Origin of the sequence: Qaidamihabitans albus (genome assembly GCF_016464705.1) — a bacterium.
Taxonomy (GTDB): domain Bacteria; phylum Actinomycetota; class Actinomycetes; order Mycobacteriales; family Pseudonocardiaceae; genus Qaidamihabitans; species Qaidamihabitans albus.
In genome coordinates this window covers 1-21839 of the sequence record NZ_JAEHOB010000018.1, presented here as the reverse complement: position 1 = coordinate 21839, position 21839 = coordinate 1, and the positions used below count along the sequence as shown (strand labels likewise).

Below are 21839 nucleotides of genomic sequence, written 5' to 3'. Positions count from 1 at the left end.
CGGGTGGCCACTCACGAGACGTGGCCGCGTCGGCGTGGCAAGCTCATCCGATGAGCGGTGCGGAGAAGCGGGCCGGGGTGTCGCTGACGAACCTCGACCAGCCCCTGTTCGAGGACGCGGGCGCCACGAAGCGCGACCTGGTGGACTACCTGGACGCCGTCCGGGACCGGATACTGCCGGAGTTGCGGGGCAGGCCGCTTTCGGTGATCCGCGTACTGCGCGGCCAGGCGCCGTTCATGCAGAAGAACGTCCCGAAGTACACGCCGTCCTGGGTGCGGACGGTGTCGCTGTGGGCGGAGTCCTCGCAGCGCGACGTTTCCTACGCCCTGTGCGACGACCGCCCCACGCTGCTGTGGTTCGCCAACCAGCGTGCGGTGGAGTACCACCCGGCGCTGGTCCCCGCAGGCAGCGAGGGCAGGCCCACCCACCTCGTGCTCGACCTCGACCCGCCGGTTGAAAACGCGTTCCCCCTCGCCGTCCGGGCCGCCCGCCTGGTCCGCCAGGCGCTGGCCGACGCGGGACTGGCCGGCGCGGTCAAGACCAGCGGCGCGAAGGGCGTGCACGTGTTCGTCCCGGTCGAGGGGCACGGGGCCGATGACGTCGCCGCGGCCACCCGGGCCCTCGCCGCGCGTGCCGAGCGGCTGGATCCGGTGCTGGCGACCACCGCCTACATCCGCGACGACCGGGAGGGCAAGGTCTTTCTCGACTCCACCCGCGCGGGCGGGGCGACCGTCGTGGCGGCCTACAGCCCGCGCCTGCGGCCGGGCGTGCCGGTGTCGTTCCCGGTCGCCTGGGACGAGCTCGATCGCGTCGCCCCGGCGGACTTCACGCTGCACACCGCCGTGCGGCTGCTCGAAGGCCGGGACCCTTGGGCCGGGGAGATGCCCGCACCGCAGCGGCTGGGCGCGGAGCTGGTCGAGGAGGGCCACGCGATCCCGGTCGCCCGGGTGCAGGCCATGCACGCGGGTAAACGGCGCGCACGGGCCCGCCGAAGCTGAGCGCCCGCGGCGGTCAGCTCTCCAGCCCGTCCCGGTCCGCCCACTCCAGCAGGGGGTCGAGCGAGTAGGCGACGTCGTCGATGCCCGCGTGCAGGTCGCCGAACTCGGCGAAGCGGCCGGGCACGGTCGCGATGGTGCAGGCGCGAGGATCGACGTCGTCGATCTCGTCCCAGGTGATCGGTGTGGACACGGTCGCCTCCGGCACGCCGCGCACCGAGTAGGCGCTGGCGATCGTGTGGTCCCTGGCGTTCTGGTTGTAGTCGACGAACAGCATCGTGGGGTCGCGGTCCTTGCGCCACCACTCGGTCGTCACCTCCCGCGGCGCGCGCCGCTCGACCTCCCTGGCGAAGGCGAGCGCGGCCCTGCGCACCTCCGAGAAGCCCCACCGGGCCTCGATCCGGACGTAGATGTGCAGGCCCTGGCCCCCCGAGGTCTTCGGCCAGCCGACCATGCCCAGCTCGTCCAGGACCTCACGCGCGACGTGGGCGGCCCGGCGCACGGTGCCGAACTCGCAGCGCGGCATGGGATCGAGGTCGATGCGCCACTCGTCGGGCCGCTCGGTGTCGGCCCGGCGGGAGTTCCACGGGTGGAACTCCACGGTGGACATCTGCACGGCCCAGATGACGCTGGCCGGCTCGGTCACGCACAGCTCGTAGGCGTGCCTGCCGTAGCGCGGGAAGTCGACCCGCACCGTCTCCAGCCACGGCGGCGCGCCTTGCGGGACCCGTTTCTGGTGGACCTTCTCGCCGCTCACGCCGGAAGGGAAGCGGTGCAACATGCATGGCCGCTCGCGCAGCGCGCGCACGATGCCCTCGCCGACCGAGAGGTAGTAGTTGACGAGGTCGAGCTTCGTTTCTCCCCGGGCCGGGAAGTACACCCGGTCCGGGTTGGAGATACGGACCGTGCGGTTCCCGACCTCGAGCTCGACCGCGGGGCTCTTGGCGTCTTTGGCCATGCGACGAAACTAGCCGCTCCCGGCCCTCGCGCGCCCGGCGAAATCGTCCATCGCGCGCCGCAGCCGCTGCCGCGTGGCGTCGTTGTCGCCCTTGTGTCCGGAGTCGGGGATGACGGCCAGCTCCGCGTCCGGCCAGGCCCTGGCCAGCTCCCACGCCGTGTGGGGTGGCCCGCCCAGATCGAGACGGCCGTGGACCAGGACACCGGGGATTCCGGCGAGCCGGTGGGCGTCCCGCAACAGTGCCCCCTCCTCCAGCCAGGCGGCGTGGGCGAAGTAGTGCACGCAGAGGCGGACCAGCGCCGTCCGGTCGGCCGGAGGCAGCCCGCTCATGTGGTTCGCGGGCCCGTCGGACTCGAGGGAGACCACCGCGTCCTCCCACGCGCACCAGTCGAGCACAGCCTGCTCGCGCACGCGCGGATCGGGGTCCTCCAGCAGCCGCGCGTAGGCCGCGACCAGGTCACCGTCGCGGTCCGCCTCGGGCACCCCGGCGCGGAACCGGTCCCATTCAGCGGGGAAGAAGCGCCCGACACCCCGGTACAGCCAGTCGATCTCGCTGCGCCGCGTGGTCGTGACCGAGACGAGGACGATCTCCGTCACCTGGCGCGGATTCCGCTCGGCGTAGGCGAGGGCGAGCGTGCTGCCCCAGGAGCCGCCGAGGAGCAGCCAGCGCTCGATGCCGAGGTGCTCGCGCAGCAGTTCCATGTCGGCGATGAGGCGATCGGTGGTGTTGGTGCTCAGGTCCGTCGCGGGATCGCTCGCGTGCGGGGTGCTCCGGCCGCAGCCGCGCTGGTGGAAGTTCACGATCCGGTACCGCTCGGGATCGAAGTAGCGGGGAGCCGCGAGCCAGTTCGGGGCGCCCGGCCCACCGTGCAAGATCAGCGCCGGCTTTCCCGCCGGGTCGCCACAGGTCTCCCAGTACACGAGGTTCCCGTCGCCGGTGTCCAGCATCCCGTGGTCGTACGGCTCGACGGGCGGATAAAGCCCGGCCATGTCGCGGCTCCTTCGGCTTCGGCGGCAAATGCAACAGCGCTGTTATAGTAGCACTGTTACAGCCGGGAACACGCGGATGCGTCGGCGAGTACCCCCGGCGTCGCGCGCCGGGAGCGCCGCCATCCCCTTCTTCCGCCTGGTGAAAGGGGTGGTATGACAGGGTCGGCCGGTGCGCTTGACTGCGGTCGGCGGCGGCGCCGGGGAGACCCCGGCGTGACGGCCGCGCCGCGGGATGGGCATGATCGTCGGCGTAGCCGTAGTGGGAGGCCAGATGAGCATTTCCGGCACCAGAGTGCTCCGCGTCGAGGATCACCAGCTGATCACGACAGGCGGTACCTACGTCGAGGATCTGCGCGAAGACGCACTCACCGGTGCCGTCCACGCGATGTTCCTGCGCAGCCCGATCGCCCATGCCCGGATCACCTCGGTCGACGTCTCGGAGGCGCTCACCGCGCCGGGCGTGGTCGCCGTGTACACCGCCGCGGACATCGACCTGGCGGCGGGGAGCGCGGGGCCGGTCGGGCAGCCGTGGCTCGCCGACGGGGTCGTGCGCTACGTCGGTGAGCCGGTCGCGCTGGTGCTCGCCGAGCACCCGTACCAGCTGGCCGATGCCGCCGAGCTGATCGACATCGACTACGAGCCGCTGACGGCGGTCGCGAGCATCGACGCGGCGCTGGCGGGGGAGACGCTGCTGTTCCCCGATACCGGGAGCAACGTCATGCAGGCGCGCGGCGAGTTCGACGAAACGGCGTTCGACGGGTGCGAGGTCGTGCTCACCCGGACGATCGTCAACCAGCGCGTGGCGCCCGCGCCGCTCGAGGTGCGCGGTGCCGCGTGCGCCTGGGACGCGAACGGCAGGCTGACCATCTGGCTGTCCACGCAGAACGCCCAGATCGCCCGCACGATCGTGGCCGGCGGGCTCGGCGTCGGCGAGGACTCCGTCCGTGTCGTCACGCCCGACGTCGGCGGCGGCTTCGGCGCGAAGATCGGCGCGGACCCCGAGGCGGTCGTACTCGGCTGGGCGGCCCGCCGGGTGGAGCGGCCGGTCAGGTGGACCGAGACACGCAGCGAGAACCTCACGTCGATGACGCACGGCCGGGCGCAGCAGAACACGGTCACCATCGGCGGGCGGCGGGACGGCACCGTCCAGGCGTTCCGGCTGGACGTGGTGCAGGACGCGGGCGCCTATCCCCGCGCCATGTTCCTGCCGACGCTGACCGAGCTGATGGCCTCGGGCGTGTACCACTTCCCGAAGGTCGAGGCCGCCAGCCGCGCGGTCGTCACCAACACGACGCCGATCGCGCCCTACCGCGGCGCCGGACGGCCCGAGGCCACGGCGGCGATCGAGCGGGCGATGGACCTCTTCGCGGCGGAGATCGGGATGGACCCGGCCGAGGTCCGCCGGGTCAACTTCGTCCGGCCCGAGGAGTTCCCCTACGAGACGCCGACCGGCGCGGTGTACGACACGGGCGAGTACGCCGGTGCGCTGGAGCGCGTGCTCGAAGCCGGTGGGTACCAGGAGCTCCGCGCCGAGCAGGCCCGGCGGCGCGAGGGCGGTGACCCCGTCGCGCTCGGCCTCGGTATCGCGACCTATGTCGAGATCACCGGTGGTGACGCCGGGGGCGAGAGCGGTCGCGTCGACATCAACCCGGACGGCTCCGTGACGGCCTACACCGGCAGTTCGCCGCACGGCCAGGGGCTGGACACGTCCCTGGCCATGCTGCTGTCCGACCGGCTCGGCATCCCGATGGACCGGATCACGGTCCGGCACGGCGACACCGACGAGGTGCCCAAGGGCATCGGCACCTTCGGCTCCCGCTCGCTGCAACTGGGCGGCTCGGCGGTGCGGCAGGCCGCCGACCAGGTGATCGACCGCGCCAGGGAACTCGTGGCCGACCTGCTCGAGGCCGCGCCGCAGGACCTGGAACTGAACGTCGAGCACGGCGCCTGGCAGGTCCGTGGCGCGCCGTCGAGCGGCAGTGTCACCTGGGCCCAGCTGGCCGGGCAGGCCGGTGCGGGCACGCTCTCGGCGGATGTCTGGTTCGGCGACGGCGCGCCGACCTTCCCGTTCGGCGCCCATCTCGCGGTGGTCGAGGTCGACACGCTGACCGGCAAGGTCGAGCTGCGCAGGCTCATCGCCGCCGACGACGCCGGCCCCGTGGTCAATCCGCTGGCGTTTCGCGGGCAGCGGCACGGCGGGCTCGGCCAGGGTGCCGCACAGGCTCTGCTGGAGGTCATGAGCTACGACCCGGACGGTAACCCGACCACCGCGACGCTGGCCGACTACTCGTTCGTCACCGCGACCGAGCTGCCGGACTTCGAACTGGTGGACATGGAGACACCGACAACGCGCAACCTGCTGGGCGTCAAGGGAATCGGGGAGGCGGCCACCATCGGCTCGACACCCGCGGTGCACAACGCCGTCGTGGACGCCGTGGCGCATCTCGGAGTGAGTCATCTCGACATGCCCACGACACCGCTGCGGGTCTGGCAGGCGCTGGCCGAGGCGAGGAAGGCGAACTGACGTGAAGGTGACGATCGAGGTCAACGGCGGACCGGTCTCCGCGGAGGTGGAGGACCGGACGCTGCTGGTGCACTACATCCGGGAGACCGCAGGGCTGACCGCCACGAACGTCGGCTGCGACACCACCTCGTGCGGGGCCTGCACGGTGCTGCTCGACGGCGAGTCGGTGAAGTCCTGCACGGTGCTGGCGGCGCAGGCGGACGGCCACGCCGTGACCACGGTGGAGGGGCTGACCGGCCAGGACGGTGAGCTGCACCCGGTGCAGCGCGCGTTCCGCGAGCAGCACGGTCTGCAGTGCGGCTTCTGCACACCGGGCATGATCATGGCAACGGTGTCGCTGCTGGAGCACAACCCGAAGCCGACGCGCGCGGAGGTGCGCGAAGGGCTCGAAGGCAACCTCTGCCGCTGCACCGGCTACCACAACATCGTCAGCGCGGTGGTCGACGCGTCCGGTCAGGAGGTCGCAAGGTGATCCCGGTCCAGTTCGGCTACCGGCGCGCGTCCTCGGTCGACGAGGCACTCGCCCTGCTGGCCGAGCACGGCGACGACGCGAAGCTCCTGGCCGGCGGGCACTCGCTGCTGCCGCTGATGAAGCTGCGGCTCGCCGCGCCCGAGGTGCTGGTGGACATCGCGCCGGTCGAAGAGCTGCACCATGTCCGCATCGACGGTGAGGACGTCGTGATCGGCGCGCTGGCGCGCTATCACGACCTGCAGGGCGACGAGGTACTGCGCGAGCACGCGCCCCTGCTCGCGCACGTCGCGGGGGTGGTGGGCGACCAGCAGGTGCGTCACCGTGGCACGATCGGCGGCTCGATCGCGCACGCGGACCCCGCGGCCGACCTGCCCGCGGCGATCCTGGCGTCCGACGCCGTGCTGGTCGCCCGTGGCCAGGAGGGGGAGCGGCGGATTCCCGCGGCCGACTTCTTCCTCGGCCCGTTCACCACGTCGCTGACGCCGGAGGAACTGCTCACCGAGATCCGGGTTCCCCGGCAGACCGGCCTCGGCTGGGGCTTCGAGAAGTTCACCCGGCGGGCCATCGACTGGGCGATCGTGGGCGTCGCCGTGTCCGGGAAGCGGGTGGGCCTGATCAACATGGGCGGGACCCCGGTCCGGGCTTCGGCGGCCGAGGAGGCGCTGGCCCGTGGTGCCTCCGTCGCCGAGGCGGCGGAACTGGCCGCCGAGGGCACGAGCCCGCCGGACGAGCCGCACGCCACGACGGAGTACCGGCGCCACCTGGCCCGGGTGCTCACCGCCCGCGCGCTGGAGACGTCCGCCGGGTCCCGCTGACGGCTCCCCAATGTGGCGTCGGTAGCGCCTGACGCAACGGATGCCACATTGGGGGCGTGCTACCGGCGGCTCCGCGGCCGGTACCGGGAGATCGCGACGCCTGCCAGGCAGATCGCGCCGCCGACGAGGCCGTAGCCGGTCGGTATCTCGCTGAGCAGCACCCAGGACAGCAGGACCGACACGGCGGGCACGGCGTAGGTGGTCGCGCTGAGCCGGCCGGCGTCCATCCGGTGCAGCGCGTACGCCCACGTGCTGAAGCCGATGGCGGTCGGGAAGAGCCCGAGATAGACGGCGCCCAGGATCGTTCCCGTGGAGGCCGCTGACAGCTCGCCGATCAGCTGGGGCGTCCAGGGCAGCAGCACCGCGGTGCCGATGACGCAGCCGAGCCAGGTCACGGTGGCGCCGTCGACGCTGCGGAGCGTGACTTTCTGGATCAGGACACCCGCGGCGTAGAGGACGGCGGCCAGCAGGCACAGCACGACGCCGATCCAGTCGCCGCGGCCGCTGGATCCCATGCCGATGACCGCGATACCGGCCAGCGCGACGAGTGAACCGGCGATCAGCGTTCGCGGGAAGCCCTCGCCGAGGAACAGCCCGGCGCCGAACGCGACCAGCAGCGGTGCCAGGTTGATCAGCAATGCCGCGGTCCCGGCGTCGACGTGCCGTTCGGCGGCGTTGAGCACTACGGTGTATCCGGTCAGCCACAGCACGCCGTAGGCGGCGATCAGCCCGAGCGCGGAGGCCGAGGCCGGCCTGCGGGGCAGGCGCCGGTGCCTGGCGAGCAGCAGCGCGGTGAGCGCGGCCGCCGCGACGGCCAGCCGCACCAGCGCCAGCGGTGCCGGTGACAGTGTGTGCCCGACCGCGCGGATCGCGACGAAAGCCGAAGCCCACAGCACCACGGTGACCACGACCGCGAGCGCTGCCTTGACCCGGTCGGCGGTCGGCGGTGCGGGGGCAGGCGAGGCCGGAGCAAGTTCGGTCACGCTCGCCATCGTCATCGCGCCGATTCGATAGCACAAGCGATTAGTGCTTCATTATTGTTAACCTCCGCTGTACGGTAAGGGGATGCTCGACGTACCGCGACTGCGCCTGCTGCGCGCCGTCGTCGCGACCGGCTCCATCCGTGCCGCAGCTTCGGCCCTCGAATACACGCCGTCCGCGGTGAGCCAGCAGCTCGCCCTGTTGCAGCGGGAGACCGGGCTCCGCCTGTTCGACCGGGTCGGCAGGGGGATCGAGCCGACCGCCGCCGGCCGGATGCTCGCGGCCGAGGCCGAGCCGCTGTTCGAGGCGCTCGCCCGCATCGACGGCGTCGTGGGTGACCTGCGAGTGGGCCGGACCGGCAGCCTGTCGATCAGCTATTTCGCCTCGGTCGGCGCGACGTGGCTGCCACCCGTCGTCGCCGCCCTGCGCGAGGAGTTTCCCGAGCTACGGCTGGATCTGCGGATGACGGAGCTGAAGGGCAACGAGGACAGCGGCGCCGATATCGCGATCTTCGTGGAGTCCCCTGGCGTCGAGCGGTCGGTGCCGGGTCACGTCCGCCGGCTCGTCGACGATCCCTACTTGGTGGTCGTCCGTGACGACGACCCGCTCGCCCGGCTGAGCGAGGTGCCGCTGGCCGCGCTCGCGGACGAGGACTGGGTCGACAACGACCTCAAGGCCGGGGCGTGCCGCCAGGCGCTGCTGGCCGCTTGCGCGGAGGCCGGCTTCGCACCGCGGTTCTCGGTCGAGACGCGTGACTACCGGACCGCTATCCCGTTCGTCGCGACGGGGATCGGCATCACCGTGATTCCCCGGCTCGGTATCGGCGAACTGCCCGCCGGGCTGACCGCGCTGCCACTGGTGTCCCCGACGCCGGTCCGGCACATCAGCGTCGCGGTGCGGAAACCGGCCGCCGGGCACCCGGCCGCCCGCCGCGCGCTCGAAGTGCTGCAGGCATGTGTCACGGGGCCCGCCGCAGCAGGCTGAGGTCAGCCGGGCGGCCAGCTCATGTGGCGGCCGCCGAGGACGTGGCAGTGCACGTGGAAGACGGTCTGGTTGGCGTCCGGGCCGGTGTTGAAGACCAGCCGGTAGCCCGACTCGTCGAGCCCGTCGGCCTTCGCCACGTCCCGCGCCGCGGCCAGGACGGCACCGGCCAGCGCGGGGTCCGCGACCGCCATCGCCGCCGCGTCCGGATGGTGCTCCTTCGGGATCACCAGCACGTGCGTCGGCGCCCTCGGGTCGAGATCCCGGAACGCCAGTACCGAGTCGGTCTCGTGGACCACCGTGGCCGGAACCGTGCCGGCGGCGATCCCGCAGAACGGGCAGTCGTCACTGTTCGGCATCGTGCCATTGTGTCCCATTGTGTCAGCGCTGTCGGCCCGGTCGGCACCGTCCGCGAACGTGCAACTCGCGGGCCGGAGCGGGGGACTCGCGCCGTCACACCTCGATCAGGTCCGCCGAGCCGTGGGTGAGCACCCTGGCGCCGCCCTCCTCGACGACGAAGGTCTGGCTGAGGCCGACCCCGGCCTCGCCGAACGACCGGAACGAGCCGGGCATGTGGAAGACCATCCCGGCCGCAAGGGGTTCGTGGTTGTCCGGGGTGAGGTAGAACGGTGCCCCGTCCATCCAGTGCGGCTTGTGGGCCAGCCCGACGGGATAGCCGAAGAGCCAGTGGAAGACCACGTCGCCGGGCAGCGTGCCGACGGCCTCGGCCGCCCGCCGCGCCACCTCCGCGCACGGCACCCCGGCGCGGACGTTGTCCAGCACGGCGGCGAGCGCGGTTCTCGACAGCTCGGTCAGCTGCCGGGCACGTGCGTCCGGCCGCCCCCGGGACAGCGTGCGCATCACCGGCGCGTGGTAGCGATGGTGTGCCCCGGCGAACTCGAGGAACGTGGTGCCGGCACTCAGCGGCCGGTGCGTCCAGCTGGAGTGCGGGATGCCGCCCCGGTTCCCGGTGGCCACCACCGGTCCCCACACCGACGGGGAGTTCGCCCGGGTGTACAGCGCGGCCGCGATGGCACCGGCGACGGAGGAGTCGGTGGCGTCCGGACCGGCGGCCTCGGCGACGGCCGCCTCGACGCCTGCCCGGGTGCTGGCGGCCGCCTCCTCGACGCAGCGGATCTCCGCGTCGGACAGGACGAGCCGCGCCCGCTCGACGAGATACTCGCCGGGGACCAGCAGGGCATCCTTGCCGCGGAGGATGTCCACCGCCTGCGGGGGCGTGGAGGCGTGGCCGAGCTCGATCCCGATCCGGGCGCCCCGCGGCAGGGTGCGTACCGCGTGGTCGAGCTGCGACTCGAGGCCGCGCAGGGCGTCGGCGTACCCGCAGTAGACGATGTTGCCCACCCGTGAGCTCGCCAGCGCGCGGCCGAGTTCGAGGTCGGGCACGTAGAGGCAGGTATCCGACTCGGTGACCAGCAACGGCTGCGGGGCGGTCTCCGCGGTGTGATAGCCGCACAGGTACTCGACGCTCGACGGCCGGAACACGACCAGCCCGTCCATTCCGGCCCGCGACATCCGCCCGCGTACGTCGGCGAGGCGCCGGTCGTACTCGGCGTCCGCGAACGGCCGTGGCTCGGCCGCCGTCACCGAGGCGATCGCGTCCGGGGTCAGCCAGCGCCGGCCGGCGCCGTCGTCCAGTCCGGTCAGTTCAGGCGTCGTTCTCATCCTCCTGTGCCTTCGCGCGTGTCCGCGCGCTGTGTACTCGTGTCCGCGCTCCCTGCCCGGGCGAGGAGCCGGGTCGACCGGCGCCGTCCGGAGACGATCAGCTCCTCGGCCAGCACCTCGAAGCCGCCCGGAAGCCGGGTGCTCAGCTCCCCGTGCCGCACGTGCCACGGCCGCTCGGGCCGGTCCGTTTCCGGCGAGTCCGCCAGCGCCTCCCAGCCGATCAGCCCGCCCGGCAGGACGGCCGCGCAGGCGGAGCGGAACGCGGTGGCGTCCCAGTACGACGTCGCGAGGACCAGGGCATGACACCGGGTTCCCGGATCGTGGGCCGGAACGTCCGCGGCGACGGGCTCGATCAGTTCCGCCAGGCCCCGCCGCCGTGCCTCGGTGGTGAGCTGCGTGAGCGCGAGGTCAGCGATGTCGACGGCGACGACGCGCCGGCCCGTCGCGGCGAGCGCCAGGGCGCTGCCCGACCGGCCGCAGGCCAGCTCCAGCACGGGACCGGTAGGGCAGCCCGCCGCCAGCGCGGCGTCGACGAGCGGATGCGGCTCGAACGTGGGCGGGCGCTGCAGGTATCGGGTGTTCCAGCGCCGCCGGTCGGGATGCTCGGCGAGCTCGGTCCGGCGCATGGCACCACGGTAGCCCGCCTCACGAGCCCTGCCGGATCGGCGCGCCGGTGCGATGCAGGTGCCGCAGCGCCTCGGCGTAGGAGGCGAGCAGTCCGGTCTCGTGGTACGGCACCCCGATCTCCGCGCAGTAGTCCCGCACGATCGGCTGCGCTCGCCGCAGGTTCGGCGAAGGCATGCTCGGGAACAGGTGGTGCTCGATCTGGTAGTTCAGGCCGCCCAGCGCCACGTCGACGAACCGGCCACCGCGCACGTTGCGGGAGGTCAGCACCTGCCGGCGCAGGAAGTCCGGGCGCTCGGCGCCGCTGAACATCGGCATGCCCTTGTGGTTCGGGGCGAAGATCGAGCCCATGTAGACGCCCCACAGCCCCTGGTGTACGGCGATGAACACGAGCGCCTTGGCGGGGGGGAGCACGAGCAACACCGCGGCGAGGTAGCCGATGACGTGCGCGGTCAGCAGCGTGGCTTCGAGCCCGCGCCGCTTCAGCTTCGGCGCGAACAGCGCCCGGAACCCGGACAGGTGCAGGTTGAGCCCCTCCAGCGTCAGCAGTGGGAAGAACAGGAACGCCTGCCTGCGTCCGATGAACCGCGGCACGCCCGAGCTCGCCCGGGCCTGCTTCTGCGACCACACCAGGATGTCCGGCACGACGTCGGGATCCAGCTCCTCATGGTTCGGATTCGCGTGATGGCGGGTGTGCTTGTCCATCCACCAGCCGTAGCTCATCCCGATGCCGAGGTTGCCCACGATCAGCCCGGCCATCTCGGTGGGCCTGCGGGTGCGGAAGACCTGGCGGTGCGCGAGATCGTGCGAGAGCAGCGCGACCTGGCCGAACATGATCGCCAGGAACCCCGCCACCAGCAGCTGCAGCCACGAGTCGCCGATCGTGACGAACGCAGCCCAGCCCGCGGCGAACAGCGTGCCCACGACGCCGAAGCGCAGCACGTAGTAGCCGGGGCGGCGATCGAGGAGACCGGCCCGCGAGATTCGCCGGGAGAGCCGGGAGAAGTCGCTGCCGTGCGTGGCGCCCTTCGCGGGGCGCCGGATTTCTTCGATGGTCACGAGCCCGAGTCTGGACAATCGGACGGCGCGGGAGAATCCCGCGCGCACCCGAGCCCGACCGGGGGCAGGCCCTACCCGCACCCCGCACGGAACGGCCCCGGTCCGCGCGGGGTGCGGGCCGGGGCCGTCCGTCCGGGTCGGCGATCAGGGAGTGGTGACACTGAGCGTGTAGCTGCCCGAGCCGCTGTAGGCGTGCACCAGGTACCGGTAGTAGCCGGCGGTGCCCGAGTACTGCACCTGCTCGTTCGCCCCGGAGCTCGTGCCGGATGCGACGTTGACCCAGCTCGACCCGTTCCACTTCTGCAGGTAGAGGTCGAAGTCCGAGCCCGAGGGGCCGGCCAGGCAGCCGGCGTGGGTGCCGGAGCCGGTCGACTGGTAGTAGCTGCCGTTCGGCTGGTAGGCGACGGCGCCCGAGGACAGCGAGCCACGGTAGGTCGACTCCGCGCCCTGGCAGGCGTCGCCCGGAGGCTGGCCACCGCCGCCACCACCGGCGAGGGTCAGGTTGTAGGCCCGCAGGATCTCGTTCACCGGCTGGAAGTACGTGGTGCCGCCGGAGCTGCAGTTACCGGAGCCGCCGGAGGTGACGCCCTGTGCCTGGTTGCCGGCCAGGAGCGAGCCGCCGGAGTCGCCCGGCTCCGCGCAGACGCTGGTCCGGATTAGCCCGGAGACGGTGCCCTGCGGGTAGGTCACCGACGCGTTGCGCGCCTGGATGGTGCCGCAGTGCCAGCCGGTCGTGGAGCCGGACCGGCACACCGCCGAGCCGACCGGCGCCTCCTGGGAACCGGCGACCGTCACCGTGCCGCCCGCGTAGTTGTTCACCACGGGACGTGGCGTCCAGTTCGAGTTGGTAGCGACCCAGGCGTAGTCGTTGCCGGGGAAGGAGGAGCCGCGGAAGGTGCCCTGCGCCACCCGGTTCGAGCCCGAGGTCGACGCGCCCGTCCGCCCGCAGTGCCCTGCGGTGACGAAACCGCCGTTCACCGAGAAGCCGATCGAGCAGCGGCTGCCGCTGCCGATGTAGTAGGCGTCGCCCCCGCGCACGTCGTACAGCGGCCGCGGCGACTCGTGCGAGCGCCGGATGCGCACGGCCGAGCGCTCGACGCCGCTGGCCTCGACGAACCGTTCCGCCGCGGCCGTGGCTCCCGGCGCGACCTGCACCACGACGGCGTTGCTCGGCAGGTCGACGTGCCAGCCGATGATCGTGCTCGGTGCCTTCGCCAGGTTGGCGTCCAGCGTCGCGACGAGCGCGTGCAGGTCGCTTTCGCTGCGGTCGACGACGCGGGGCTGCGCGCCTGCCGCCCGCACCTGTGCCGTCTCCGCCGCGTCGGTCACGGCGACGACCAGGCGGTCGCTGCCCGCGGGCAGCCAGCCGCCCGCGAAGCTCTCACCGAGTGTCGCGCGGAGCAGCTTCTCCGTGCGAGTGCTCTGATCCTGGACAGCGAGGTGGGCACGTGCCCGCTCCTCGTCCAGCCCGAGATCACGTTCCATCGCGGCGAAAACCTCCGCGGGGACATCCAGCGGCGCACCGCCGGATTGCGGGTCTTTCTCGGCCGCCGCGCCCGCGCCGGCCGAGAATGATCCGGCCAGGACGAGCGCGGCGGCCGCGGCGGCCGCCGCGGCCGCTTGCAACGCCGAGAGGGGTCTTGAACGCATGCCGTTGTCTCCTTCGTGAGGACGCAGGGTCGGCGCCCCACGGGCCGGCCGGGTGCGGCCGGTTAGGTGGGGCCATCGCAACGTAGGCGGCCGTGCACCAGCGGTGACAATCCCAATTGGGTCATATCGTCCGGTGATGGTGCGCGCGGGGACAGGCGCTCAGGTCGCGGCGCCGAACTCCGGATGCCGCGCCAGCCAGGCCGGATAGCGCGGGTTGCGGCCGACCACGTCGGCGTGGGCCGAACGGGCGTGGTGCACCGCCCGGTCGGCGACGGCAGCGATCGGTGACTGCGCATGCCAGCCGAGCAGATGCCGCCAGGTGAGCGGGTTTCCGGCGATCGGGATGGCGACCAGGCCGGCCATCTGGCGGAACATCGGCTGGCACAGCACCGCGGCCGCCCCGCTGTGGGCGAGGTCGATGCAGCTGACGGCGTCGACCTCGTAGATCGTGCTCGGGGTGAAGCCGGCCCGTGCGCACGCCGTGGTGAAGCACTTCTCGAGGCACCCGTCACCGGGTGTCACCGCCCACTTCATCCCGGCCAGCGCGGAGAGCTCGACCTCGTCGTCGCGGGCGCACGGGTGGTCCTCGGGCAGCAGCACGAAGATCGGGTCGTTGGCGACGGCCATCCACACCAGCCCGTCGCCGGGCGGCGGTGCCGCGTCCCCGCAGACCCCGGCGAGGACGAGATCGGAGCGGTGCTGCACCACCTGCGCGGCCAGCTCGTCCGCGGACCACGAGGAATGCGTCGTCACCAGGGCGCCGGGGAAGTCCTCCTCCAGTCTCCGGACGAGCCCGGCGAGGAGCGGGCAGCCGACCGAGCCGATCCGGAACTGCGGGACGGTGACCGCCTCGGCGGAGAACCGCCGGGCCTCGTGCTGCAGCTCGCGGATCACCGGCAGCAGCACCCTGGCCCTCGTGAGCACCAGTTCGCCCAGCGGCGTGGGCCGGGCGCCCCGGCGGTCACGTTCGAAGAGCGCGCCGCCGAGCGCGCTCTCGATGCGGTGCAGTTGCGCGCTCAGTGCGGGCTGGGCCAGCCCGAGCGCCGACGCGGCCTTCGAAACACTGCCTGCCTCGGCGATCGCGCAGACGGCCCTCAGATGGCGGAGCTCCAGCTGCATAGCCTGACATTAGGCCGTGCGGCGGCGAAGCGGAACAGCCGAACGTACCGCATCAGGGGCCCGGTCCCGTCGGCAGCCGGACCAGCTTTGTCCATAGTGGACATGCGATGACGGTCGCGGCTCAGGTCAGGGTGTTGCCGCCGTTGACCGCGAGCTTCTGGCCGGTGACGAAGGCCGCGCGGCGGGAGGCGAGGAAGGCGACCGCCTCCGCCACGTCACCGGCGACGCCGAGGTGCCCCGCGGGCACGCCGGCGGCATAGGCGGCCTTCTCCTCGTCGGGCACGCCGTCGTGCCGCTCGGTCGGGATCCAGCCGGGTGCCACCAGGTTGACCGTGATGCCGTGCTCGCCCAGTTCCCGCGCCCAGGACCGGGTCAGGCCCAGCTGAGCGCCCTTGGCGGCGACATACGCGCTCGAGTACGGGGCCCCGAGCTCGACCACCTCCGATCCGATGTGGACGATGCGGCCGTGGCCGCGCTGTTTCATTCCCGGGATGACCGCCTGCGCGAGCAGCAGCGGGCTCTTGACGAAGAACTCGAGCTGGTCCAGCATGTCCCGCCAGTGCAGCTCCTCGACCGGGATGAGTGGTTGTGGCCCGGTCGCGTTGAGCACCAGTACGTCGACGCCGCCGAACGTGGCCGTGACCCGGTCGTGCAGGTCGCGGGCCTCCGCCTCGTGGGTGACGTCGGCCTGGAACAGCTCCGCCCGGCCGCCGCTCTCGGCTATCTCCAGCCGGAGCTTCTCCGCCGCGGTGCGATCGTGGAAGAAGTTGAGCGCCACGGAGAGGCCGTCACGGGCGAGCGCGCGGGCGATCGCCGCGCCCAGTCCACGGGAGGCGCCGGTCACCAGGGCGGTCCCTGGGTCTGTCGTCATCGCGTTCTCCTGTGGGCGCGGACGGCTGAAGCGATTCAGAACACTAGCGGGCACCGGTGCGCGGGGGCAACCTCGGGGGTGGTCGCGGCGCTCTCAGCGAACGAGCCGGAAGAAGGTGCGCAGCTCGTTCACGAACAGCTCCGGCTGCTCGAACGCCGCGAAGTGCCCACCCCGGTCGAGCTCGTTCCAGTGCCGGATGTCGGTGAACCGCCTGGCCGCCCAGCGGCGGGAAGGGCGGGGGATCTCCTTGGGGAAGATCGAGCAGCCGGCCGGTACTGAGACGGTGTCGGTGTTGGCCCGGCTGAACCCTTCGGCGACCTGCTTGAAGCTCTCCCAGTACAGCCGTGCCGAGGAGGCGGCGGTGCCGGTCAGCCAGTACAGCGTCACGTTGTCCAGCATCTCGTCCCGGCTGAGCGCGTTCTCCGGATGGCCTGCGCAGTCGGTCCAGGCGTGGAACTTCTCGACGATCCAGGCGCAGAGGGCCGCGGGGGAGTCGACCAGTCCGTAGCCGACCGTCTGCGGGCGCGTCGACTGCACCGCCGCGTAGCCGGACTCGTGCCCTTCGGCGTACTCGAGTGCCGCGAGCGAAGCCCGTTCGGAGTCGGTGAGGTCGCCGAACGTCTCCGGATCGGGTGCGGCGAGCGGCGGGCTGAGGTGGATTCCGGCGACGTGGCCGGGAGCCAGCCGGCCGATGGCGGTGGTGATGCTCGTCCCCCAGTCGCCGCCCTGGGCGCCGTAGCGTTCGTAGCCGAGCCGGGCCATCAGCCGGATCCAGGCGCCCGCGATGCGCTCGACGTTCCAGCCCGGCCGCGCCGGCTTGTCGCTGAAGCCGTAGCCGGGCAGCGAGGGACACACGACGTGGAACGCGTCGGCCGCGGCACCACCGTGCGCGGTGGGATCGGTGAGCGGCCCGATCACCTTCAGGAACTCGACGATGGAACCCGGCCAGCCGTGGGTGAGCACGAGCGGCAGGGCTCCGGCATGCGGTGATCGCACATGCAGGAAGTGGATGCCGAGCCCGTCGAGCTCGGTCCGAAACTGCGGCAGGGCGTTGATCCGCGCCTCGGCCGCGCGCCAGTCGTATTCCCCTGCCCAGTAGCTGCAGAGTTCGCGCAGGTAGCCGAGTGGCACGCCCTGCGACCAGTCGGTGACCGTCTCGGCCTCGGGCCAGCGCGTCCGCGCCAGCCGTTCACGCAGGTCCGCGAGCTCGGTGCCGGGCACGTCGATGCGGAACGGGAGCAATGCCTGGTTCATGATCCGGTACGTTACGAGCCGTCACCGACATTTCCGGTCCGCCGGTCCCGCCTCGTGAGTGGCTACGCGAGTTCTAACTCGTGTAGCCACTCACGAGGGCGGTGGGGTGGGGGTCACCGTGACGATCCCCGCGTCGGCGTCGACGACGACCCGGTCGCCGGTGCGGATGAGCTCCACCGGGTCGGCGTCGAGATCGGAGATCGCAGGCACCCGGGTGACCACCGCGCCGAGCGCCGACTTGGTGGACAGCGTGGTGAACACCATCGCCAGCGGCGCGGTGCCGAGCAGCCGGGTGCTCTGGAAGAAACCCGCCCAGCCCGACGAGCCCTTCGCGCCCGGGAACACCAGCACCTTCCCGGTGAAGCAGACGCCGTGCAGCTCGTGCCTGCGCTCGATGACGGTGCCGGTCGCGGGGTCGATGCCGCCCCAGCCCGAGATGGTCTCGTGCGATACGAGCGCCTCGCCCTCGGCGCGGCCGGGCACGATCCCGCGCCCCCGGATCCGCAGCGTCATCGCAGCTCCCCCCGCCAGGTCCCGGTGACGGCCGCGTCGACGCACTCCTCGAGGGTGCCGAACCACGCCTCGATGCCCAGGATCGCGGGCAGGTAGTGCGCCTGCTTCGCCGAGTCGGTGGCGAACACGCGCGTTCCCTCGGGTGCCGACTTCGACATCGCGGGGCAGGAGTCGGTCAGGACCCGCCCGCCCGCCCTGCGGATGATCTCGGTGTAGCCGTTGCGGTCGGCGACCGAGCGCAGTGCACGCGGCGTCATCAGCCACAGTTCGGTGCCCGCGTTGAGCTTCCTGCCGTCGAGAGCGCGCGCCGCCCTGGCGATCTGGTCGAGCGAGGCGTGCGGGCAGCCGAGCAGGACGAAGTCGACGCCCGTGCTCTCGCCCTGGTTGTTCAGCGTCTCGTAGACCGCGCGGCGCTCGCGCGAGCCGTAGCCGATCGCCTCCGGCGCCGCCCGCCCGCCGAACGCGGCGTCGAGCGTCGGCGCCTCCGGCGTGATGCCGGGGATGTGGTAGATCTCCACGCCGCCCGACGAGGCCGTCGAGGCGCCGAAGTGCTTGAGGTCGGTCTGGTCGGGCTGCCGCAGCTCGCCGGTCACGACGGGCCGGTTCTCCTGCACGACCTCGCCCACGAAGTAGCCGAACATGCCCCAGTCGAGGAAGCCCGCTACGGGCACGGCCGCCTCGACCAGGTGGGTGCCGTAGCGGTTCTCCGGCAGGTGGTTGCCCCAGTAGGGGATCTTCCCGGTCAGGCTCGCCGCGCCCGTCGACGCGGTGCCCTCGCAGTTGGTCCTGGCGCCGAGTACCGAGTTGCAGTACACCACCGCCGAGGACTCCATCCAGGCGCAGTGCTCGTCGCGCGCCGGGAGGTTGCCCACCTGGTACGGCGTGCAGGTGGCGAGGATGTTCACGCCGCGCTCGCCGTAGAACGCCTCCGCGCCGGACTGCAACTCCACCATGCTCCGCGGGTACGGCGCGATGCCGACCGAGTCCTCCCCGAAGCCTTGTTGCAGCTGGCACGTCGGCACCCGCATGTGCGGCAGCTCGAACTCGTCGTCGCTGTCCAGGTTGATCACCGAGAACGCCTTGTTCCAGCCGCCCTCGCGCACCAGCCGCGCCTTCACGGGTGACGGCTGGGTCATGGTCCCCGCGACGTTGCGCGTCTCGCAGAGCCGCTCCGCGCCGAGCGCCTCGCCGTAGCGGACCAGCAGATCCATCGCGGCGGCCACCGCCGGCCCCTCGGCGCCGTCCAGCATCGCCTTCTCGTCGTCGGCCAGTTCCACTGTGCCCTCCTCGCTGTCGGTGCCGGTTCCGCGCGTCAGCCGTCGACGTTGTCGCGGACGCGCTCACGAAGTTCGGCCGCGTTCACGCTCTGCACGCTGCCGCCCGCGGCGAGATCGAGCGCGTGGGCGGCACCGAACCCCATCGCCGCGCACGGCCCCATGACCCGCACGCTGGACAGCGCCGCGGCGTCACCGTCGACGCACCGGCCTGCCGCGACGAGGTTGTGCGCGCCCACCGGGATCAGGCTGCGCAGCGGGACGTAGTGCACGTGGTCGGCGTCGAAGACCTCCCAGACGTAGCCCTCGATGCGGTCGTGCAGCTCGATGGGCCACGCCGTGCGCGCGACCGCGTCGTCGAACGGGGTCCCGGAGCGGACCTCGTCCACGCTCAGCTGGTGCACGGCCGCGATCCAGCGCGTCTGCCTGCGGCCGGGAAAGCCGTAGCTGCGTACCTTCGCCTCGCCGAAGGCCCCGGGAAACTCGCGGCGCAGGAACTCCACCACGCGGTCGGCCTGCGCACGGCCCTCCAGCTGTGCCTGCGCCGCGCGCACCGCATCGAGCGGCGCCTCGACGTGGGTCATGTTCATGACCGCCGTGTTGCGGCCGGGGAAGAAGAACGCCAGCCCGTCGCGGCGCACCAGCCCGTACTCGTCGGCCTTCTCGTCGACCCGCGCGACCAGCTCGGCCGGCTCCGGCCGGTACTCCTCCCGCAGGTTCTCCAGCCGGATCTGCTGCGAGCCCCAGACGGTGCGCTCGGGTACCCGGCATGGCAGCCCGGCCTCCCAGGTCAGCGACGCGTCGCCACTGGCGTCGACGAAGCCCTCCGCCTGGACCCGCACCTGCCCGTGCCGGGTGGCCAGCGTGGTCGCCCGCAGCCTGCCGTCGCCGTCGCCTTCGACGCCGAGCACGGAAGCCCCGAGCACGACTTGGATTCCCAGTGAGCGCACCAGGTTCTCGATCCACCGGCCGAGCACCACCTCGTCGTAGCCGACCGTGATCGTGTGGCTCCTGTTGTAGTGGATGTCGCCGGTCGCGCCGAGATCGGCGAACATCTGGTCGAAGATCCCGCGGGTGAGCCGCCGGTACTCGGGCCCGTTGCCGAAGACACCGCAGAACAGGCCGATCAGCGAGTTGACGCACTGCCCGCCGAGGACGGGCAGCGCGTCGGCGAGCACCACGGACCTGCCCATCCGGCGGGCCTCGACGGCTGCGGAGAGACCCGAGATGCCCGCGCCGACGACGCAGACGTCCGCGACGAGCTGCTCGGCCGGGTCACCGCGCGGCTTCGTGACAGTGTTGATCTTCAGCTCGGTGAGCTCGTGAGGCATTCCTTCTCCTGAGGATTTCGGCGCGTCGTGGTCAGGGCCGGGGCGAGGCGGGGCCACGCAGCGTCGCGCCGCGGGGGAGCGGCTCGACCGAGCGGGCGTACTGGGACAGCCAGCCGGACCGTTCCCCGGGGAGCCGGTGCGCGGCGCGCTCGCGGTGCCGCCGGGCGAGCTCGGCATCGTCGACGAGCAGGTCGACCCGGCGGGTGTCGAGGTCGATGGAGATCGGGTCGCCGTCGGTGACCACGCCGAGCGGACCCGGCAGCGCCCCCTCCGGCGAGACCTCGCCGACCACGATTCCCTTGTTCACCAGTCCGGACAGCTGCCCGTCGGTCACCACGGCGACCTGCTCGGTCAGCCCGGCGCCGTCGAGCGCGAACACGGTCTGCGAGGCCATGCCCATGCCGGGCGTGCCGACGGGCCCGAGGCCGCGCAGGACCAGCACGTCGCCCGGCCGCAGCACACCGTCCTCGATGGCGGCGACCGCGGCGGGCGCGTCGCCGAAGACCCTCGCGGTGCCCTGGAACGCGGGCGGCCGTTCCTCGGTGACCGACAGCTTCACGATCGCCGAGGACGGCGCGAGCGAGCCGCGGACGACGACGATCGTCGCCCGGCTGCCGCGCGGATCGCTCAGCGGCCGGATCACGCGGTCGTCCCGCACCACCGCCCCGGCGACCCGTCGCGCCATCGTCTCCCCGGTGACGGTGCCCGCCCCGCCCGCGAGGGCGGCCCCGAGCTGGGCGAGGACGGCGAGCGCGCCACCGGCGTCCTCGAACTCCTCGATGGAGTCCTCGCCGTTGGGCCGCACCGCCGTCAGTGGCCGCACGGTGTCGGCGTGCTGCTCGAACAGCCCGTACACGTCGACGCCGGTGTCGGCCTCGCGGGCGATGGCCTGCAGGTGCTTGACGGTGTTGATCGACCCGCTCACCGCCAGCACGGCCAGCACGGCGTTCGCGAACGCGTCGGAGGTCAGGATCGTGCGCGGCCTGCGCCCGGCGAGCACCGCCTCGACGACCGCCGTGCCGCTCGCGCGGACCGCTTTCCACATGGCGGCGCTGTTCGCGCGTACCGGTGCGGCTCCGGGGAGGGTCATGCCGAGTGCCTCGGCGACGATGTGCATGGAGTTCGCGGTGCCCATCCCGGTGCACACGCCGGGACCGGTGATCGCGCGGGAGCTCAGGTCGCACAGCCCTTCGACCGTGATACCGCCGGACCTGAGGTGCCCTGCCTGCAAGAACACCTCCTCGATGTCCACCCGCTCGCCGGAGTCGAGCACGCCGCAGCTCTGATAGCCGCAGGGCACGATGAGCGTGGGCACGTCGAGCCGGGCCGCGGCCATCAGCTGCCCGGGCGTGGTCTTGTCGCACGAGGCCAGGCACACCATCCCGTCCAGCTGGGCACCCTCCACCACGGCCTCGATGTCGTTGGCGAGCAGGTCACGGCTCGACAGCACGTAGCCGCCGCTGCCGCCCGCGCTCATGATGAAGTCGGTCGGCGCGACGGTGCGGATCTCGAACGCCACCCCGCCCGCGGCCCCGATCGACTCCTTCACCGCCGCGGCGATCGGGTCGAGGTGGCTGAAGCACGGCGCCAGCCCGGACGAGGAGTTGACGACCGCGACCTTCGGTTTGGTGAGGTCGTCGTCGGTCAGCCCGAGCGCGTGCCACTGGGCGCGCCTGGTGGCCCAGCGCGGGCTGCCTGCTGGAAGGTTGCTGCGGAGGTTGGCGGTCATCCGTTGATGTCCTGTT

20 protein-coding genes are annotated in these 21839 nt (G+C 72.3%); 5 read left to right on the top strand and 15 right to left on the bottom strand.

Translation table 11 applies throughout. The features are described 5' to 3' along the window. Positions 1-50: 50 nt before the first annotated feature. Positions 51-998, top strand: coding sequence for a DNA polymerase domain-containing protein (locus JAP66_RS26750; RefSeq protein ID WP_199434620.1), 948 nt, complete (start codon positions 51-53; stop codon positions 996-998). Positions 999-1011: 13 nt separating this feature from the next. On the opposite strand, the gene ligD is transcribed toward JAP66_RS26750, so the two are convergent. Continuing rightward, positions 1012-1953 (bottom strand): non-homologous end-joining DNA ligase, encoded by a 942-nt coding sequence (gene ligD / locus JAP66_RS26745; RefSeq protein WP_199434619.1) that lies wholly within the window; start codon positions 1951-1953, stop codon positions 1012-1014. Positions 1954-1962: 9 nt separating this feature from the next. Then, positions 1963-2943: a prolyl aminopeptidase gene (gene pip, locus JAP66_RS26740; RefSeq protein ID WP_199434618.1), complete on the bottom strand. Its 981-nt coding sequence runs from the start codon at positions 2941-2943 to the stop codon at positions 1963-1965. Between the two features lie 271 nt (positions 2944-3214). Between pip and JAP66_RS26735 the strand changes: the two genes are divergently transcribed. From JAP66_RS26735 to JAP66_RS26725, 3 genes are read left to right on the top strand one after another with little or no spacing between them, the layout of a single operon-like run. Beyond that, positions 3215-5467: a xanthine dehydrogenase family protein molybdopterin-binding subunit gene (locus tag JAP66_RS26735; RefSeq protein ID WP_199434617.1), complete on the top strand. Its 2253-nt coding sequence runs from the start codon at positions 3215-3217 to the stop codon at positions 5465-5467. Position 5468: 1 nt separating this feature from the next. Beyond that, entirely contained in the window at positions 5469-5939 is a 471-nt protein-coding gene (locus JAP66_RS26730) for a (2Fe-2S)-binding protein (protein WP_199434616.1), read from the top strand. After that, positions 5936-6754: an FAD binding domain-containing protein gene (locus tag JAP66_RS26725; RefSeq protein WP_199434615.1), complete on the top strand. Its 819-nt coding sequence runs from the start codon at positions 5936-5938 to the stop codon at positions 6752-6754. The genes JAP66_RS26730 and JAP66_RS26725 overlap by 4 nt, the downstream gene beginning before the upstream one ends. Before the next feature lie 59 nt (positions 6755-6813). Here JAP66_RS26725 and JAP66_RS26720 read toward each other — a convergent pair whose 3' ends face one another. Further along, positions 6814-7746 carry a DMT family transporter gene (locus tag JAP66_RS26720; protein ID WP_199434717.1) on the bottom strand — a complete coding sequence of 311 codons (933 nt, stop codon included), beginning with the start codon at positions 7744-7746 and terminating at the stop codon, positions 6814-6816. A 73-nt stretch (positions 7747-7819) separates the two neighbouring features. Here JAP66_RS26720 and JAP66_RS26715 point away from each other — a divergent pair, with 73 nt between their 5' ends. Then, positions 7820-8719: a LysR family transcriptional regulator gene (locus JAP66_RS26715; RefSeq protein WP_199434614.1), complete on the top strand. Its 900-nt coding sequence runs from the start codon at positions 7820-7822 to the stop codon at positions 8717-8719. Positions 8720-8721: 2 nt separating this feature from the next. Here the strand turns inward: JAP66_RS26715 and JAP66_RS26710 are convergent, their stop codons facing one another. From JAP66_RS26710 to JAP66_RS26655, 12 genes are all read right to left on the bottom strand, one after another. Next, positions 8722-9075 (bottom strand): HIT domain-containing protein, encoded by a 354-nt coding sequence (locus JAP66_RS26710; protein WP_199434613.1) that lies wholly within the window; start codon positions 9073-9075, stop codon positions 8722-8724. Between the two features lie 94 nt (positions 9076-9169). After that, positions 9170-10399, bottom strand: a complete 1230-nt coding sequence (locus JAP66_RS26705; protein ID WP_199434612.1) for a M24 family metallopeptidase — start codon at positions 10397-10399, stop codon at positions 9170-9172. Further along, positions 10396-11025 carry an SAM-dependent methyltransferase gene (locus tag JAP66_RS26700; protein WP_199434611.1) on the bottom strand — a complete coding sequence of 210 codons (630 nt, stop codon included), beginning with the start codon at positions 11023-11025 and terminating at the stop codon, positions 10396-10398. Before JAP66_RS26700 ends, JAP66_RS26705 begins: the two co-directional genes overlap by 4 nt. 19 nt (positions 11026-11044) lie before the next feature. Then, positions 11045-12082, bottom strand: a complete 1038-nt coding sequence (locus tag JAP66_RS26695) for a fatty acid desaturase family protein (protein WP_199434610.1) — start codon at positions 12080-12082, stop codon at positions 11045-11047. Positions 12083-12226: 144 nt separating this feature from the next. Then, positions 12227-13732: a S1 family peptidase gene (locus JAP66_RS26690; RefSeq protein WP_199434609.1), complete on the bottom strand. Its 1506-nt coding sequence runs from the start codon at positions 13730-13732 to the stop codon at positions 12227-12229. Between the two features lie 159 nt (positions 13733-13891). Further along, positions 13892-14851, bottom strand: coding sequence for a LysR family transcriptional regulator (locus tag JAP66_RS26685; protein ID WP_199434608.1), 960 nt, complete (start codon positions 14849-14851; stop codon positions 13892-13894). Positions 14852-14972: 121 nt separating this feature from the next. Further along, positions 14973-15722, bottom strand: a complete 750-nt coding sequence (locus tag JAP66_RS26680; protein ID WP_199434607.1) for an SDR family oxidoreductase — start codon at positions 15720-15722, stop codon at positions 14973-14975. A gap of 93 nt (positions 15723-15815) precedes the next feature. Next, entirely contained in the window at positions 15816-16976 is a 1161-nt protein-coding gene (locus tag JAP66_RS26675) for an epoxide hydrolase family protein (protein WP_199434606.1), read from the bottom strand. A gap of 90 nt (positions 16977-17066) precedes the next feature. Further along, on the bottom strand, positions 17067-17489 hold the full coding sequence (locus tag JAP66_RS26670; RefSeq protein ID WP_199434605.1) for an aconitase X swivel domain-containing protein: 423 nt from the start codon (positions 17487-17489) through the stop codon (positions 17067-17069). Further along, positions 17486-18766 carry an aconitase X gene (locus JAP66_RS26665; protein WP_199434604.1) on the bottom strand — a complete coding sequence of 427 codons (1281 nt, stop codon included), beginning with the start codon at positions 18764-18766 and terminating at the stop codon, positions 17486-17488. Before JAP66_RS26665 ends, JAP66_RS26670 begins: the two co-directional genes overlap by 4 nt. A 35-nt stretch (positions 18767-18801) precedes the next feature. Beyond that, on the bottom strand, positions 18802-20094 hold the full coding sequence (locus JAP66_RS26660; RefSeq protein ID WP_199434603.1) for an FAD-dependent oxidoreductase: 1293 nt from the start codon (positions 20092-20094) through the stop codon (positions 18802-18804). Between the two features lie 31 nt (positions 20095-20125). Beyond that, entirely contained in the window at positions 20126-21823 is a 1698-nt protein-coding gene (locus JAP66_RS26655) for a dihydroxy-acid dehydratase domain-containing protein (RefSeq protein ID WP_199434602.1), read from the bottom strand. Positions 21824-21839: the final 16 nt, after the last annotated feature.